Here is a 14,128-nt window from a genome sequence, read left to right as displayed (position 1 = left end):
TGACTTTGTTAATAAAATGTCAACAGAGCTTATTTATTTGTAGAGATTGAACCAATTCCGTGAGGAGCATCGCCAACCATGGCTAAACGTGATTATTATGAGGTTTTAGGCGTTTCGAAAACCGCAAGTGATGATGAGATTAAAAAAGCCTATCGTAAGTTGGCGATGAAATATCATCCAGATCGTAACCCAGACAATGCTGAAGCGGAAGAAAAGTTTAAAGAAGCAGCAGAGGCTTACGAAGTACTTTCTGATGGCGAAAAACGCAGCATGTATGATCGTGCTGGCCATAGCGCTTTTGAGGGCGGTTTTGGTGGCGGCGGTGGCTTCGGTGGTGGTTTTAGTGCAGAAGACATCTTTAGCCAGTTTGGTGATATTTTTGGTGGTGCTTTCGGTGGTGGCGGTGGTCGCCAACAACAACGCCAACGTCGTGGCTCTGATCTTCGCTATGTGATGGAATTGACGCTTGAAGAAGCAGTCAAAGGCGTGAAAAAAACGATTACTTTTACTGCACCAGCGCCGTGTGAAACCTGTGATGGTAAAGGTTCTAAGAATCCAAATGATGTTGAGACGTGTCGTACCTGCCATGGTGCTGGTCAAGTACGTATGCAGCAAGGTTTCTTCTCGGTTCAACAGACTTGTAGTACTTGCCGCGGTCAAGGCAAAATTATCAAAAACCCTTGTAATACTTGTCATGGTTCGGGCGTTGCCGATCGTCAACAAACGCTTGAAGTCACCATTCCAGCAGGAGTGGATAATGGCGACCGTGTGCGCTTAACAGGTAAAGGTGAAGCGATTCGTGATGGTCAAGCGGGTGATTTATACGTTGAAGTCGTAGTTCGTGAACACGAAGTCTTCCAACGTGACGGTGCAGATCTGTATATGGATGTACCAGTCAGTATTGCTGATGCTGCATTGGGCAAAGAAATTGAAATCCCGACGCTCGATGGTCGTGTCAGCTTAAAAATTCCAGAAGGTACTCAAACAGGTAAGCTATTCCGCTTACGTGGTAAGGGTGTTCGTCCTGTACGTAGCAGCATGGTCGGTGACTTATTGTGCCGTATCGTGGTAGAAACACCTGTGAATTTAAACAGTCGCCAACGTGAATTGTTGAAAGAATTACAAGCGTCGTTAGATGGTGATGGTCATGCTGCATCACCAAAGAAAAAATCTTTCTTTGATCGCTTGTTTGATTAATTAGCATCAATAAAAAACCTGCTGCGGCAGGTTTTTTTATGGGATTTTTTTAGCGTAGACACAGAGTTTTGCTATAGTAGCTCAATTGTTTAAATAAAAGACTAGGAAAAATTATGTCGACTTCTCCACGCATTGGAATCTTGGGTGCAGGCGGACGCATGGGGCGTATTCTGATTCAAGCAGTACAACAAGCAGGCTACCAACTGGCAGCAGCTGTTGAACGTCCAGAAAGCAGTTTGGTGGGTGCAGATGCAGGGGAACTTGCAGGGATTGGCAACATCGGCGTCAAGATTGTGGGAAGTTTAAGTGAAGTTTTAAAAGACTGTGATGTCGTGATTGATTTCACTGCGCCTGTTGCCACTGAACAACACTTAAAGTTATGCCGTGAGGCAGGTGTTGCAATGGTGATTGGCACCACAGGGATGTCGGATGAACAAAAGGCTTTCTTAGATGAAACCGCAACACAGACTCCAGTCGTTTATGCTGCTAACTATTCAGTTGGTGTGAATGTTTCAATCAAATTATTAGAGCTTGCAGCGAAAGTGTTTGGTGATAGCGTTGATATCGAAATCATCGAATCACACCACCGTCATAAAGTGGATGCGCCATCTGGTACTGCATTTATGATGGGCGAGGCGATTGCAGATACTTTAGGTCGTGACTTGAAAACGGATGCTGTGTATTGCCGTGAAGGTCATACAGGTGCTCGTGAGCGTCAAAGTATTGGCTTTCAAACCATTCGTGGTGGCGACATCGTCGGTGAACATACCGTGATGTTTATTGGTGAGGGTGAACGTGTTGAAGTCACACATAAAGCGACCAATCGAATGAATTTTGCTTCAGGCGCTGTTCGTGCGGCTGCATGGGTCGTCGGTCGCGAAGCTCGTAAATATGATATGAAAGATGTTTTAGGCTTTAACGAGATTGAAGTTTAAAAGGTACTTTTTTTGTACTATAAAAGAGCTTGTTGAGCTTTCTTTCTGATAGAGATACAACAAGCTCTCACCATCATTACAACAATTGAGCATGACATGAATAAAAAGCATATTGTTCTTGCTACACTGCTAAGTGCGACAAGTTTAGTCGTCAGTGCCGCAGAAGCACCTAAACTGAGTTTACATCGCAATAATATTAAAGTTTGGACCTACCAAACAGAGAATAATCCGGTCTTTCAGTACAAAGCAGAAACGACTTTTGATGTACCTTTGGAACGGGCAGTTGCGGTAGTACTTGATGTTGAACGCACACCCCAATGGGTGCCTTATGTTGCTAAGGCACAGCTTTTGTCTCGGGATGAAAAGAAAGGGGAATTTACCCTGTATATGCTGTTAGATTTCCCATTTCCTTTGAAAGACCGTGACTTGGTCATTAAAGGCAAAATGAATAAAAATGCTGATGGCAGTATTAGTATTAAGAATAACGCGATTAAAAATAGTTACCCTGAACAACCTGATGTGATTCGTTTGAATCAATATACAGGAGATTGGACGTTCCAAAGACTTGCCAATAATAAGGTTAAAGTCATGACTAGTGGTTATGCCGACCCAGCAGGTTCGATTCCATTGAGTTTTGTGAATATGTTTGTGCAGCAGCAACCGTATCAAATGCTGATGAAAATGAAGAAAGAAGTGAATAATCCATTCTATGCACAACCACATTTGCCTGAATTGCTTAAATAAATCTAAGAGTAAAAAGCCTGATTCAATCAGGCTTTTTTATGCACTGATACATTAACCAGCTTGCCACCGAAGGGATGAGCAAACTCGAAAAAACCATCCCTATCCAGACCAGCATCAGGGTGATAAGGGTCGGTGAAGCAGGATTAAACTCAACCAAATTGAGCGATACACAGATTGTTCGCTTAATCTTTTTCACGATTCTGTTGATGGCTGCCATTTTGCGATGATTATTATTGCTAAAAAATAGATGAATCTGCAAAATATAGTTGACGAAATATCAATAATTAACGAGGTGGCAATGAAATCTACGGTAGAAGAACTACTTGCTTTTATGACCATTGTCGATACAGGATCGTTTATTGCTGCTGCTGAGCGGCTTGGACAGACGGCATCGGGAATGAGCCGCTCTCTCAGTCGTCTAGAGTCAAAGCTTGGAGTCACCTTGCTAGAGCGCACGACTCGAAAGTTAAAACTGACCCAAGAAGGACAACAATTTTTACAACATGCGCGTAAAATTCTCAGTGATTTAAGTGCAGCTGAAGAAGCTCTAGAAAAATCGGATCAGGATACCTCGGGTGTGATTCGGATTGACTCAGCCACGCCGTTTATTCTGCATGTCATTACACCATTGGTACATAAGTTCAGACAAAGTTATCCCAATATTGAGATTGAGCTGAATAGTAATGATTTAGTGATAGATCTATTAGAACATAAGACTGATGTGGCGTTTCGTTTTGGTGAATTACATGATTCCAGTCTGCATGCGAAATTGGTGTGTAAAAGCCGAATTTATATTGTAGCCAGCCCTGAATATTTACAGCGTAAGGGGAGACCTGTACAAGCTCAGACATTAATTGAGCATGATGTGATTGGCTTCACCCGTCCCACTTATATCAATACTTGGCCCATTAAAATTGATGGTGAGTATTTTCAAGCCCAACCGAAAGTAAAAGCATCGAGTGGCGAAACTGTTCGACAACTCTGTTTGCGTGGGCAGGGCATTGCCCGATTATCAGAATTTGAAATCTGGCAGGATATGAAAGAAGGGCGCCTTGAAGCACTATTTGAAGATCAGATTGAGCAGTCTTATCAAAGCATCCATGCTGTGTATTATCAACAAGCGCATTTGCCGAAACGGGTTCGCTTATTTATTGAGTTTTTGACTGAGCAGTTAAGTCATGGATTTTCTGTTTGCCAATAGCTGTTTCGGCAAGTTTGAGTTCTAAAACTTGAACAAGTTGTCCAGTCGGTTGTTGTACTGCAACTTTGACCTGTTGCTGTTGTTGCGTGCATTCAATTTTGACCGTTGGCAGAAAGTTACTTGAGAGCATCAGGCCATTTTCATTGGGCTTCTTATAGGTCAGTTTGATGATACGGGTCTGCTCAGGGGCTTCACTTTTCTCCATTTTCCATAATTCATAGGTCGATTGGTTTTGAATTTGCAGATATCCCTGTGAAAGTGATTTACACATTTGTTGTTGCTGATAAGTGGACTGGTCAGTCAGATTGCAGCCTGTAAAAAAAATTGTAGAAAATATAAATAAGATATTGTTTTTCATGCTCTTATCCTTTGTTAGTTGATTTTTATAGCTTAACGGTGTTGTATTAACCAATACAGATACAGAAATTTATAAAAAAGCAGTACAGATATGACTTTTCAATATCAACGCCTAGCAGATCAATTGGCTCATAAAATTTATCAACATGAATTACAGCCACAGCAAAAGTTAAGTTCTTTAAGGGAATTTGCTCGTCAGCAAAGTATTAGTTTGAGTACCGCACAACAATGCTACGAACTGTTAGAAGCAAAAGGACTGATTTATGTCAAAGCCAAATCAGGCTATTTTGTAAGTTCAAGACAATATCAAAGTGCTGCCCCTAAAAGTCCAAGCTTTGAGTCCAAAGCACGGCAAGTCTCGAATTTAGACTTACAGAATCAGATTCAAACAGCATCGATTCAAAATCATTTAACTCCTTTAGGGGCTATTCAGTTGTCGCCCCATTTAATTCCTGTAGATGGGCTACGTCGTTCCTTACAGCGTGCGCTTAAACACTGTCAGCCCGAAGATTTTTTATATTGTAATAAACAGGGACATGAGCAGTTACGTAAGGCTTTATCAGATCATTGGCGTGAAGATGGGATTTATGTCGCTACAGAAGATATTTTTATTACCAATGGTTGTATGCCAGCTTTGTCCCTGTTAATTCAGCAGATCAGTCAGGAAGGGGATAGTATTTTAATTCCAACACCTACCTTTAATGGCCAGTTGCAAATGTTGGCAAGTCTTAAGCGTAAGATTATTGAGATTCCAGCAGATCATCATGGTATTGACCTTGAGCGCCTTGAGTTTTTTATGAAACAGGGCGATGCCAAGTTATGTTTACTCACTGCTAATTTTCAAAATCCATTGGGCTACTGTTTAAGTCATTCACAGAAGCAAAAAATTGCTGAACTTGCACAGCAATACCAATGTTTTATTTTAGAAGACGATATTTATGGTGAATGCAGTTTCCAAAAAGAGAGACCTTTGCCGATTCGTTATTGGGATCAACAAGGCTACGTAATTTGGTGTGGTTCAGTCTCGAAGTCACTGTCTACCGCCTATCGTGTGGGATGGTTTTGCCTGGGACCACAATTACAACACTTACGACCACAACTCTTATCAAATAACGTCGGTGTCAATACACCCTTACAGTTAGGCTTGGCTGATTTCATTTATAGTCGTGGTTATCGTGAGCATTTGGATGAGTTAAGACCGAAGTTGATGCAACAAGTCCAACAGTATCGTGCTTATATTTTGGAAGTATTTGGTGGGATTCCAATCGCCTTGAGTCAATCAGAAGGGGGTTATGCTTTGTGGTTGCAACTGCCAGAAAATATTACGGGCTTAGAGTTATATTATTTAGCGCAGCGCCAAGGGATTAATATCGTACCAGGGGAAGTGTTTGGTGAAGATCAGCGTTATCAGCACTTCATTCGTTTAAATGCAGGGCATGCGTTGACCACCGAAATCCGCCAAGCAATTCAACAGTTGGCGGATTGGGTGAGAGAGCGTATGTCATCGGTTTTAAATTAATCAAAGTCTGCTTTAAGTACGATCCGATAACGTGCTTGACCTGAATGCAGTCGTTCAATGGCTTCATTGAGTTGAGACATTGGAAATAGCTCAATTTGTGGCGCAATATTTTTACGTGCGGCAAATTGTAGTAGTTGACGCAGTGCTAAAGGTGACCCAGTTGGTGAAGCTGTAATCGATTTGGCACCACTCATGATAGTACCTACAGAAACTGGAATAGGCTCTAAGGTAATACCCAAGAAATGCATACTACCATTCGGTGCCAAGGTATTGAGATAGGCTTGCCAATTCAGCGTTACATTGACGGTGCTAAGCAATAGATCAAATTTGCCACGTTGTGCTTTGATCGCTTGAGCATCACGACTATTCACCACATGGTCAGCACCCATGGCTTTGAGTTCTTCAGTTTTGTCTGGATTTGAACTAAATGCGGTAATCTCGCAACCCCAAGCCTTAAGTAACTTGATGGCCATATGCCCTAAACCACCAATCCCAATGACACCGACGTGATGTGTTGCTTGGATCTGATGTTTAAGTAAAGGATCAAACACGGTAATGCCGCCACAAAGCAATGGTCCTGCACTCTCAGGATCCAAACCCTCTGGTAGAGGAATGACCCATTGCCAACCTGCGCGAACTTTTTCTGCAAAGCCACCCGCATGATCAACGATAGTCGCAACGCTGCCACCGGTACATAAAACTTGATGACCACCAATACAAGGATCACATGCTTGGCAACTTTCAGCTGTCCAACCAATGCCAACACGTTGACCAAGTTTCAGTCCTTTGGCTTCTGAACCGAGTGCGATAATTGTGCCAATAATTTCATGTCCAGCGACAGCAGGATAAACGGATGAATGCCATTCATTATTGATCACAGACAAATCTGAGTGACATAAACCGCAGTATTCAACTTTAACTTCAACCTGATGTGGCTTTAATTCACCTGCATCAAATTGATAAGGAACCAATTGCTCTCCTGCTTTCATTGCAGCATAAGCACGAATTTGGTTATTGCTCATTCGATAACTCCTTGGAAAGCAAAATAAATTCGTATTATTTAAAATGACAGTGATTTTCGTGATCGTTGACCATTCCTACCGCTTGCATAAACGCATAACACGTTGTGGGACCAACAAATTTAAAACCACGTTTTTTCAGTGTTTTTGAAAGTTTTTGACTGATTTCGGTTTGTGCAGGTGCATCACGATAATGAATGACATCGTTATTTGGAGTCTGATGGTCAACAAAAGCCCATAGCCAATCAGATACATCACCAACTTCATTTTTGAGTTGCTGCCATGCAATTGCATTGTCTCGAATCGCTTTAAGTTTACCTAGATGACGAATTAATCCTGCATCACTCAGTTTGTCTTCGAGTTGATCATCAGTAAACTCTGCAATCTTAGTAATTGGATAGTGAAAGAAGTGTGAACGGTAATTCTCGCGCTTTTTTAGTACCGTAATCCATGATAATCCAGCTTGTTGACCTTCAAGACAAAGCATCTCAAATAATCGATTTTCATCTTGTTCTACTTTGCCCCATTCTTCATCGTGGTAGCTAATATAGAGTGGATCATTGGAGCACCAGCCACAGCGTTGGATCGTCATATTTGATGCTTCCTATTGTTATTCATATAAAATCATGAAAGTGTGAATGTTACCCATTCATTTGGGCGAGTATCCCAATAATACAGTTCAGCTGTATTTAAATCAGTAAATTTAAGCCAAAAGTCTTTACCAGATTTATCTGCAAATCCTGTGCTAATCAGCAGAGCATCTTCGGTAATTTCCATAATCCAGCCTTGATAGCTTGTACCATTGATGATGATTTTTTGCTGATTTCCAGACTCTGCAAATTTAACTAGTCGTTCAATCAATGCTTCTGACATTCTATGTTCCTAACGTAAATATGAGTATGGATTGACTGCTCCACGCCCTTTGCCATTTAAATAAATACCATAATGTAAATGTGGGGCAGTCGCACGAGCATTGCCTGTATTGCCCACATAACCAATGAGGTCGCCCTTATGAACATAGTCTCCCACATTAAGACCACGTTTATGACCATCTAAATGGGCATAGTAGTGCCAAGAACCAGATGGTCCTAGAATCCAAATGATTTTGCCACCTAAATTATTATTACGTAAATCAGCCACTAAGCCCTCAGTGGCACTATACACTTTCGTACCACGTTCCGCCATGATATCAATCCCTTCGTGGTTACGTCCTTGGCTACGTGCAGCTCCCCAAGTATCTCGTAATTCATTTCGATTGATACCTTTGACTGGAACGGGCAAACGGCTATCTAAACGCAGCTTTTTAAGTTTATTGATTTGAGTGGCTGGTAGGGGCGTAGGCTTACTAGGCGTTGTCGTACATGCAGAAATTAGAATAGCCAATAGACTAATCACGATAAATGGAATCGAAAGACGCACACAAACTCCTTGTGATTTCGATTTACAACAATTAAGTAGAGGAAGTCTTTTGTTTTGCTGTAATCAATTTTTTCATGGCCGTTGGAATGCCTTTGGCAATCGCTGCTTCTGGACTGAGCCATATTCCATTCAGTTCAATGCTGAGCTGTTCTTTTTGATCATGTTCCACGTGGAACAGTTGCTCATGTAGTATCCATGTAAAGTGAGTAAAACTATGACTAATCTGTAGTGATGATACTTGAGCTTGGAGCTTAAATTGCTGTTCAATCTGTTGTAATTCGGTTGCCTGTTCAATGATAGGCAGACAATACAAACCTCCCCATAGACCGTGGGCTTCACGTCGTTGCCAAAGCCACTCACGACCTGCTTGAATTAGGAGCACATTCGCCGTTTTAACAGGGACAGGTTTTTTTGCTTTTTTAAATGGGAGTTCTTGTTCTAAACCTTGTTGATAGGCCTGACAGTGTTGTTGCATTGGGCAGTATAAACATAAAGGCTTTTTCGGTGTGCAGACTGTAGCACCCAAATCCATGATTGCCTGGGTATAGTTATGGTTGCGCTGTTCAGGACAAAGCTGTTCCGCAATTTGCCATAAAGCACGCTCATGCTGTGGCTTGGATAAATCATCTTCGATTGCAAAAAAACGTGCTAAAACTCGTTTTACATTGCCATCCATAATGACGCCATATTGTCGTAAGCCAAGAGACATTAATGCACCAGCAGTTGAACGACCAATGCCTGGTAATTCAATCCATTGTTCTAATGTTTCAGGAAACGTTCCTTTCTGCTTTACAATTACAGCGGCTTTGTGCAGATTGCGTGCACGGGCATAGTAGCCTAAACCAGCCCAATAAGGGGCAACCTCATCCCAACTGGCCTGACCAAGATCGTCTACGGTTGGAAATCTTTCGATAAAGCGATCAAAATATTGCAGAACAGTTTTAACTTGAGTCTGTTGTAGCATGATTTCTGACACCCACACTTTGTAGGGATCATCAGCGACTTGCCATGGTAAATCGTGGCGGCCATGTTGGTCGAACCACGTGAGTAGTGTATCAGAAAATGAGAAATCAGACATGAATCAGAACAATCAAAAGCAGAGGCTTAGTATAATGAAAATATAATCGTGGACTTATTTAAATGATAAAAACATTTGTTCGTGTGTAGGAGACATAAATGCCACCTACACAGAATGAAGTCTTTGCGAAAGTTTATGCCAATATTTTGAATCAGCTTAAATGTTTATCTAGTAATTCATACATTGCTTCTAATCCTTGATGTTCAGCTTCGGCGTTATAGCCTAAGTCAACATTATTTGCTTTAGCTCGCTCATCTGCGAGGGGATTACTAAAGCCATGTTTGGCATCTTCAAAAATAATCACTTCATGATCGACTTCTGCATCGTGCATTTCCTGACGGAAGCTTGCGACATCATCTAAAGAAACCATGGTGTCGATCTCACCATGTAATACAAGAATTTCAGCCTGAATCTTTCCTTTTTGTGCAGGTGCTTTCGGGCTTAAATTCGCGTGGAAGGTCACCACAGCTTTCAAATCGGCACCAGATCGCGCCAAATCCAGAACAACTTTACCACCATAACAAAAACCAATTGCTGCCAATTTTTCAGTATTGACCTCTGGTTGTGCTTTTAAAGCATCTAAGCCTGCTTGAGCACGCTCAACCACGGTGTCTACATGATCAAATGTTTGCATCATCCATGCAGATGCTTGAGGAACATCAGAGGTAACTTTTTTGTCTCCATACATATCAATTGCGAGAGCGGCAAAACCGTGTTCTGCAAGTTCACGCGCACGTTGCTCGGTATATTCGGTACGTCCCCACCATTCTGGAGCAACAATCACACCTGCAACTGGTATATCTCGGATAGGTGTCGCAAAATAGCCAATAAGGCGTTGACCATCTGGTGCGGTATATTCAATTTCACGCGTTGTAATTGGAAAGCTCATTTTTTAATCCTGATCTATATTTTCAATGCTTTGATTAAAGCATAAAAAAGCAAAAAATTGATGATGCTAGCGGAAAGACAAATTTTTATTCGGCTGAAATGATGATAATAAAAAAAGAAGAATACGGCGATTCTTCTTTTTTCTTTCTGAATTTTTATTTCTCTTTAAACTAAACTTTACCGCGTGATAAGAAACCCACTACAGCAAGAATAGCCGCGATCACTAATAAAATGACGGCAAAGTCTTTGGATAAACCAGCAACACCACCAAAACCTAATAAACTGGCGATTAATGCAATCACTGCAAAGATAATAGCCCAACGGAACATATTACTTACTCCTAAATTTATCGTTATGAGATTACTATAGCGTGTGTTTTTCGAACCAAATGTGGTGTTTCTGTGGTTGAAATGTTCAATAACTTAAGTATTGTTAATCGCTTAAGTCGCTTGGAAAACGGCTTGATTGAGAATAAATGCTATAATCAACACAAATTTTTAAAGCCTAAAACATTTGCCATGTCTACCGAATTGCGCGCTAACTTTTGGAAACTATATCCACTTGATCAGTTGAATAATACTGAGTGGGAGGCATTGTGTGATGGTTGCGGTTTATGTTGTTTGGTTAAGCTTGAAGATGAAGAAACGGCAGAAGTCGCATATACCAAAGTTGCATGTAAATTATTAGATTGTAAAACGGCACGTTGTTCTGATTATCCGAATCGTCAACAGCATGTTGCAGATTGTATTCAATTGACACCTGAACGACTGCAAACAATTACATGGTTACCTCCTAGTTGTGCTTATCGTCGTTTGAATGAAGGTAAAAATTTACCGTCATGGCATTATTTAAATACGGGCTCACGTCAGAGTGTGATTAAAGCGAAGAAATCAGCAGCCGGCCGCTGTATTTCAGAACAAGATATAAATGAAGATGATATAGAAGATTATGTCGTACGTTGGGTACGTTAGATCTTGATATATATTTCTTATAACTGTGTTTTTTATCAATAAAAACAATACTTTTGCAGTATTTTATCTATACATTCCCATATGATGAACACTGAGAGGTCGATGTGGTTTGAGAGCCTTTTTGTTTGAATGAAATGGGTTTGGGAAATAGACATGATCGCATCAAGAATGCTTTTTTTACTTGCAGGGCTTTTATCCTGTAATTCTTCGATTTGGGCAAAACCGCTCAGTGAGCAGCAAGTTAGGGAAATTGTAGATCAACAATTTAAACCATTATTAGATCAATATAAGATTCCTGGATTAGCGGTCGGTGTCACATTCGATGGTAAGCATTATTTTATCAATTATGGCTTGGCATCAAAATCAAACCAACAACCCGTAAGTAACCATACTTTATTTGAACTTGGCTCAGTCAGTAAGACCTTTAATGCAACTTTGGCGGGCTATGCACAGGCGCAAGGGCAGTTATTATTGTCGGATCATCCCGCCAAGTATTTCCCAGAATTAAAAAATACCGCAGTGAATAAAGCTACGATTTTAAATTTAGGTACATATACTGCAGGTGGCTTTCCGCTGCAATTTCCAGATGAAGTTGTTAGTCAGCAGGACATGCTTCAATATTTTCAAAGATGGCAGCCAAAGACCAACGTTGGTACGGCACGACAATATTCAAATCCAAGCATTGGTTTGATGGGGTATATCACGGCATTAGCATTGAAAAGACCCTATTCTGAATTGTTAGAAAAAACACTTTTTCCACAATTGGGATTGAGTCAGAGTTTTGTGCAAGTATCTGAGCAGCAGATGCCACAATATGCGTGGGGTTATAAAAATGACCAACCCATTCGCGTTTCTGCTGGGATGTTGGATGCTGAAGCTTACGGAGTGAAAAGTAGTAGTTCCGATATGCTGAAATTTTTAGATATTCAACTTCATCCACAAAAGCTAAAACAACCTTTAAGAGCGGCGGTTGAAACAGCGCATGTGGAATATTTTAAAGTTGGTGCGATGACCCAAGGGCTAGGCTGGGAGCAATATGCTTATCCTGTTAAGCTTGAAACACTTTTACAAGGTAACTCCAGCAAAATGGCTTTAGAAAGTCATATCGTTACACCGATCAAACAACCAAAGCGTGCTCCAGCAGCAACATTGTTTAATAAAACTGGTTCAAGTAATGGCTTTGGTGCCTATGCTGCATTTATTCCGCAGCAGAAGATTGGAATTGTGATGCTCGCTAACACTAATTTTCCGAATGAAGCTCGAATTACTGCAAGCTACCATGTCATGCAGCAGTTACTTCAAAAGAATACTGCGCAATAGAATGTCGCGTGGTTGCAGATTCAAATTGTAGATTTGAACCAGACGCAATAGACTAGGATAAAACAGTATAAAGTCCGTGATGATGTCAGATACGCATATTCCTTTACCTGAACGCTTACGCCCTCGTGATTTGTCAGAAATCATCGGGCAAGATCATTTGCTCGGCGAGCATGCACCGTTACGCCAAATGATTGATCAGGGGCATTTGCCTTCGATTATCTTTTGGGGGCCGCCAGGGGTGGGTAAGACTACAATTGCTTTGTTATTGGCACAGGCAGTTGATCGTCCTTTTATTAGTTTATCTGCATTAAATACGGGCGTAAAAGAGCTGCGCGAAGTGATTGCCGAAAGTGGTGATCTGCTTACGCCAGTAGTGTTTATTGACGAAATTCACCGTTTTAATAAATCACAGCAGGATGCCTTACTGGGTGCGGTGGAGAAAGGCAAAATTACCCTGATTGGGGCCACCACTGAAAATCCATCCTTTGAGGTCAATAGCGCACTGTTGTCCCGTTGTCAGGTCTATACCCTGAATAGTCTGGATGCGGATGCGATTCAAACCCTGATCAATAAAGCCATTCAAAGTGATAAGTTTTTGAAAGAGCGTTTTATTCAGATTGAAGAATATGATGCGCTGATTCAATTTGCTGCGGGTGATGCACGTAAAGCGCTTAATTTGATTGATTTAATTGCCAGTACTTTTGAGCCTGATATTGAAAATATCGTGACCAATGCAATTGTGGTTAAAGTCGCACAGCAGAATATTGCACGTTATGACAAATCAGGTGAGCAGCATTATGATTTGGTTTCGGCATTTATCAAATCGATTCGTGGTAGCGATGCGGATGCGACCCTATATTGGATGGCACGCATGCTCAAAGGTGGAGAAGACCCTGTTTTTATTGCACGTCGAATGTTGATTGCAGCATCGGAAGATATTGGCAACTCGAATCCGAATGCCTTGTTGTTGGCAGGTGAGTGTTTCCGTTCAGTACAAGCTGTGGGCATGCCTGAGGCACGAATTATCTTAGGTCAATGTGCCGTATATCTCGCAACCAGCCCGAAAAGTAATAGTACCTATCTCGCCATTAACCGAGCTTTGGAGCTTGCCGAAAAAACTGCGAATTTACCTGTGCCGTTGCATCTACGTAATGCGCCAACCAAATTGATGAAGCAACAAGGTTATGGCGTGGATTATCTCTATCCGCATCATTATCCTGAGCATTTTGTTTTACAGGAATATTTGCCGCCTGAGTTGCGGGGTACGAAGCTGTATGAGCGAGCCTTAAATAAACGTGAAGTTGAAGCCGAACGTTTGCAGCAACGCCGTTGGCAGCAGGAACAACAGCAGCAATGATATGACGATCTTGTTCCAATCTCTGATTTGAAAGGATAGCTTGGGCATTCTTTTTTTTGTAAGCGCCCCTAGACAGGTCAGGGAAAAAGGTCGCATTATCGCCGTTTATCACGGATGATAAAG

General features: G+C 41.4%; 16 protein-coding genes. 8 read left to right on the top strand and 8 right to left on the bottom strand.

Going from position 1 to position 14,128, the window contains the following annotated elements; translation table 11 throughout:
* Window positions 1-78 precede the first annotated feature (78 nt).
* From dnaJ to CDG56_RS08535, 4 genes are all read left to right on the top strand, one after another.
* Window positions 79-1,197: a molecular chaperone DnaJ gene (gene dnaJ, locus CDG56_RS08550; RefSeq protein ID WP_087547595.1), complete on the top strand. Its 1,119-nt coding sequence runs from the start codon at window positions 79-81 to the stop codon at window positions 1,195-1,197.
* Between the two features lie 113 nt (window positions 1,198-1,310).
* Window positions 1,311-2,132, top strand: a complete 822-nt coding sequence (dapB, locus tag CDG56_RS08545) for a 4-hydroxy-tetrahydrodipicolinate reductase (RefSeq protein ID WP_004659711.1) — start codon at window positions 1,311-1,313, stop codon at window positions 2,130-2,132.
* 96 nt (window positions 2,133-2,228) lie between these two features.
* The gene (locus CDG56_RS08540; RefSeq protein ID WP_087547594.1) at window positions 2,229-2,876 is read left to right on the top strand and encodes an START domain-containing protein; all 648 of its coding nucleotides are present in this window, start codon (window positions 2,229-2,231) and stop codon (window positions 2,874-2,876) included.
* A gap of 298 nt (window positions 2,877-3,174) precedes the next feature.
* Complete coding sequence (locus CDG56_RS08535; protein WP_005157090.1) at window positions 3,175-4,077, top strand: LysR substrate-binding domain-containing protein; 903 nt, start codon at window positions 3,175-3,177, stop codon at window positions 4,075-4,077.
* Here the strand turns inward: CDG56_RS08535 and CDG56_RS08530 are convergent.
* A complete protein-coding gene (locus CDG56_RS08530) occupies window positions 4,025-4,435 on the bottom strand; it encodes a hypothetical protein (RefSeq protein WP_087547593.1) in 411 nt (136 codons plus the stop codon). The two genes, CDG56_RS08535 and CDG56_RS08530, sit on opposite strands and share 53 nt — an antisense overlap.
* A gap of 90 nt (window positions 4,436-4,525) precedes the next feature.
* Here CDG56_RS08530 and CDG56_RS08525 point away from each other — a divergent pair, with 90 nt between their 5' ends.
* Window positions 4,526-5,953 (top strand): PLP-dependent aminotransferase family protein, encoded by a 1,428-nt coding sequence (locus tag CDG56_RS08525; protein ID WP_087547592.1) that lies wholly within the window; start codon window positions 4,526-4,528, stop codon window positions 5,951-5,953.
* On the opposite strand, the gene ahr is transcribed toward CDG56_RS08525, so the two are convergent.
* The 7 genes from ahr to CDG56_RS08490 all read right to left on the bottom strand — a co-directional run bounded on the left by ahr (window position 5,950) and on the right by CDG56_RS08490 (window position 10,686).
* On the bottom strand, window positions 5,950-6,975 hold the full coding sequence (gene ahr, locus CDG56_RS08520) for an NADPH-dependent aldehyde reductase Ahr (RefSeq protein WP_087547591.1): 1,026 nt from the start codon (window positions 6,973-6,975) through the stop codon (window positions 5,950-5,952). The two genes, CDG56_RS08525 and ahr, sit on opposite strands and share 4 nt — an antisense overlap.
* A 34-nt stretch (window positions 6,976-7,009) precedes the next feature.
* Complete coding sequence (locus CDG56_RS08515; RefSeq protein ID WP_087547590.1) at window positions 7,010-7,564, bottom strand: DNA-3-methyladenine glycosylase I; 555 nt, start codon at window positions 7,562-7,564, stop codon at window positions 7,010-7,012.
* Window positions 7,565-7,596: 32 nt separating this feature from the next.
* Window positions 7,597-7,845, bottom strand: coding sequence for a hypothetical protein (locus CDG56_RS08510; protein ID WP_087543497.1), 249 nt, complete (start codon window positions 7,843-7,845; stop codon window positions 7,597-7,599).
* 9 nt (window positions 7,846-7,854) lie between these two features.
* Window positions 7,855-8,391 (bottom strand): M23 family metallopeptidase, encoded by a 537-nt coding sequence (locus tag CDG56_RS08505; RefSeq protein WP_087547589.1) that lies wholly within the window; start codon window positions 8,389-8,391, stop codon window positions 7,855-7,857.
* A 31-nt stretch (window positions 8,392-8,422) separates the two neighbouring features.
* The gene (gene mutY / locus CDG56_RS08500) at window positions 8,423-9,469 is read right to left on the bottom strand and encodes an A/G-specific adenine glycosylase (protein ID WP_087547588.1); all 1,047 of its coding nucleotides are present in this window, start codon (window positions 9,467-9,469) and stop codon (window positions 8,423-8,425) included.
* Window positions 9,470-9,620: 151 nt separating this feature from the next.
* On the bottom strand, window positions 9,621-10,358 hold the full coding sequence (locus CDG56_RS08495; protein WP_087547587.1) for a dienelactone hydrolase family protein: 738 nt from the start codon (window positions 10,356-10,358) through the stop codon (window positions 9,621-9,623).
* A 169-nt stretch (window positions 10,359-10,527) separates the two neighbouring features.
* A complete protein-coding gene (locus CDG56_RS08490) occupies window positions 10,528-10,686 on the bottom strand; it encodes a DUF1328 domain-containing protein (RefSeq protein WP_018678759.1) in 159 nt (52 codons plus the stop codon).
* Window positions 10,687-10,875: 189 nt separating this feature from the next.
* Here CDG56_RS08490 and CDG56_RS08485 point away from each other — a divergent pair, with 189 nt between their 5' ends.
* The 3 genes from CDG56_RS08485 to CDG56_RS08475 all read left to right on the top strand — a co-directional run bounded on the left by CDG56_RS08485 (window position 10,876) and on the right by CDG56_RS08475 (window position 14,005).
* Window positions 10,876-11,328 (top strand): YcgN family cysteine cluster protein, encoded by a 453-nt coding sequence (locus CDG56_RS08485; RefSeq protein ID WP_034602613.1) that lies wholly within the window; start codon window positions 10,876-10,878, stop codon window positions 11,326-11,328.
* A gap of 153 nt (window positions 11,329-11,481) precedes the next feature.
* Window positions 11,482-12,648 (top strand): class C beta-lactamase, encoded by a 1,167-nt coding sequence (ampC, locus tag CDG56_RS08480; RefSeq protein ID WP_227519054.1) that lies wholly within the window; start codon window positions 11,482-11,484, stop codon window positions 12,646-12,648.
* Window positions 12,649-12,730: 82 nt separating this feature from the next.
* Window positions 12,731-14,005 carry a replication-associated recombination protein A gene (locus tag CDG56_RS08475; RefSeq protein ID WP_171295132.1) on the top strand — a complete coding sequence of 425 codons (1,275 nt, stop codon included), beginning with the start codon at window positions 12,731-12,733 and terminating at the stop codon, window positions 14,003-14,005.
* Window positions 14,006-14,128: the final 123 nt, after the last annotated feature.

The organism is Acinetobacter sp. WCHA39, from assembly GCF_002165385.1.
In the GTDB taxonomy this organism is placed as follows: domain Bacteria; phylum Pseudomonadota; class Gammaproteobacteria; order Pseudomonadales; family Moraxellaceae; genus Acinetobacter.
Note: the sequence above shows the minus strand (reverse complement) of the source record. Positions and strands in the feature narration are given on the sequence as shown.

Coding starts and splice junctions, on each gene's coding strand:
- CDG56_RS08525 (WP_087547592.1), top strand. CDS start 4,526: ATGACTTTTCAATATCAACGCCTAGCAGATCAATTGGCTCATAAAATT.
- ampC (WP_227519054.1), top strand. CDS start 11,482: ATGATCGCATCAAGAATGCTTTTTTTACTTGCAGGGCTTTTATCCTGT.
- CDG56_RS08530 (WP_087547593.1), bottom strand. CDS start 4,435: ATGAAAAACAATATCTTATTTATATTTTCTACAATTTTTTTTACAGGC.
- dnaJ (WP_087547595.1), top strand. CDS start 79: ATGGCTAAACGTGATTATTATGAGGTTTTAGGCGTTTCGAAAACCGCA.
- CDG56_RS08515 (WP_087547590.1), bottom strand. CDS start 7,564: ATGACGATCCAACGCTGTGGCTGGTGCTCCAATGATCCACTCTATATT.
- CDG56_RS08485 (WP_034602613.1), top strand. CDS start 10,876: ATGTCTACCGAATTGCGCGCTAACTTTTGGAAACTATATCCACTTGAT.
- CDG56_RS08490 (WP_018678759.1), bottom strand. CDS start 10,686: ATGTTCCGTTGGGCTATTATCTTTGCAGTGATTGCATTAATCGCCAGT.
- dapB (WP_004659711.1), top strand. CDS start 1,311: ATGTCGACTTCTCCACGCATTGGAATCTTGGGTGCAGGCGGACGCATG.
- CDG56_RS08475 (WP_171295132.1), top strand. CDS start 12,731: ATGTCAGATACGCATATTCCTTTACCTGAACGCTTACGCCCTCGTGAT.
- CDG56_RS08495 (WP_087547587.1), bottom strand. CDS start 10,358: ATGAGCTTTCCAATTACAACGCGTGAAATTGAATATACCGCACCAGAT.
- CDG56_RS08510 (WP_087543497.1), bottom strand. CDS start 7,845: ATGTCAGAAGCATTGATTGAACGACTAGTTAAATTTGCAGAGTCTGGA.
- CDG56_RS08535 (WP_005157090.1), top strand. CDS start 3,175: ATGAAATCTACGGTAGAAGAACTACTTGCTTTTATGACCATTGTCGAT.
- mutY (WP_087547588.1), bottom strand. CDS start 9,469: ATGTCTGATTTCTCATTTTCTGATACACTACTCACGTGGTTCGACCAA.
- CDG56_RS08540 (WP_087547594.1), top strand. CDS start 2,229: ATGAATAAAAAGCATATTGTTCTTGCTACACTGCTAAGTGCGACAAGT.
- ahr (WP_087547591.1), bottom strand. CDS start 6,975: ATGAGCAATAACCAAATTCGTGCTTATGCTGCAATGAAAGCAGGAGAG.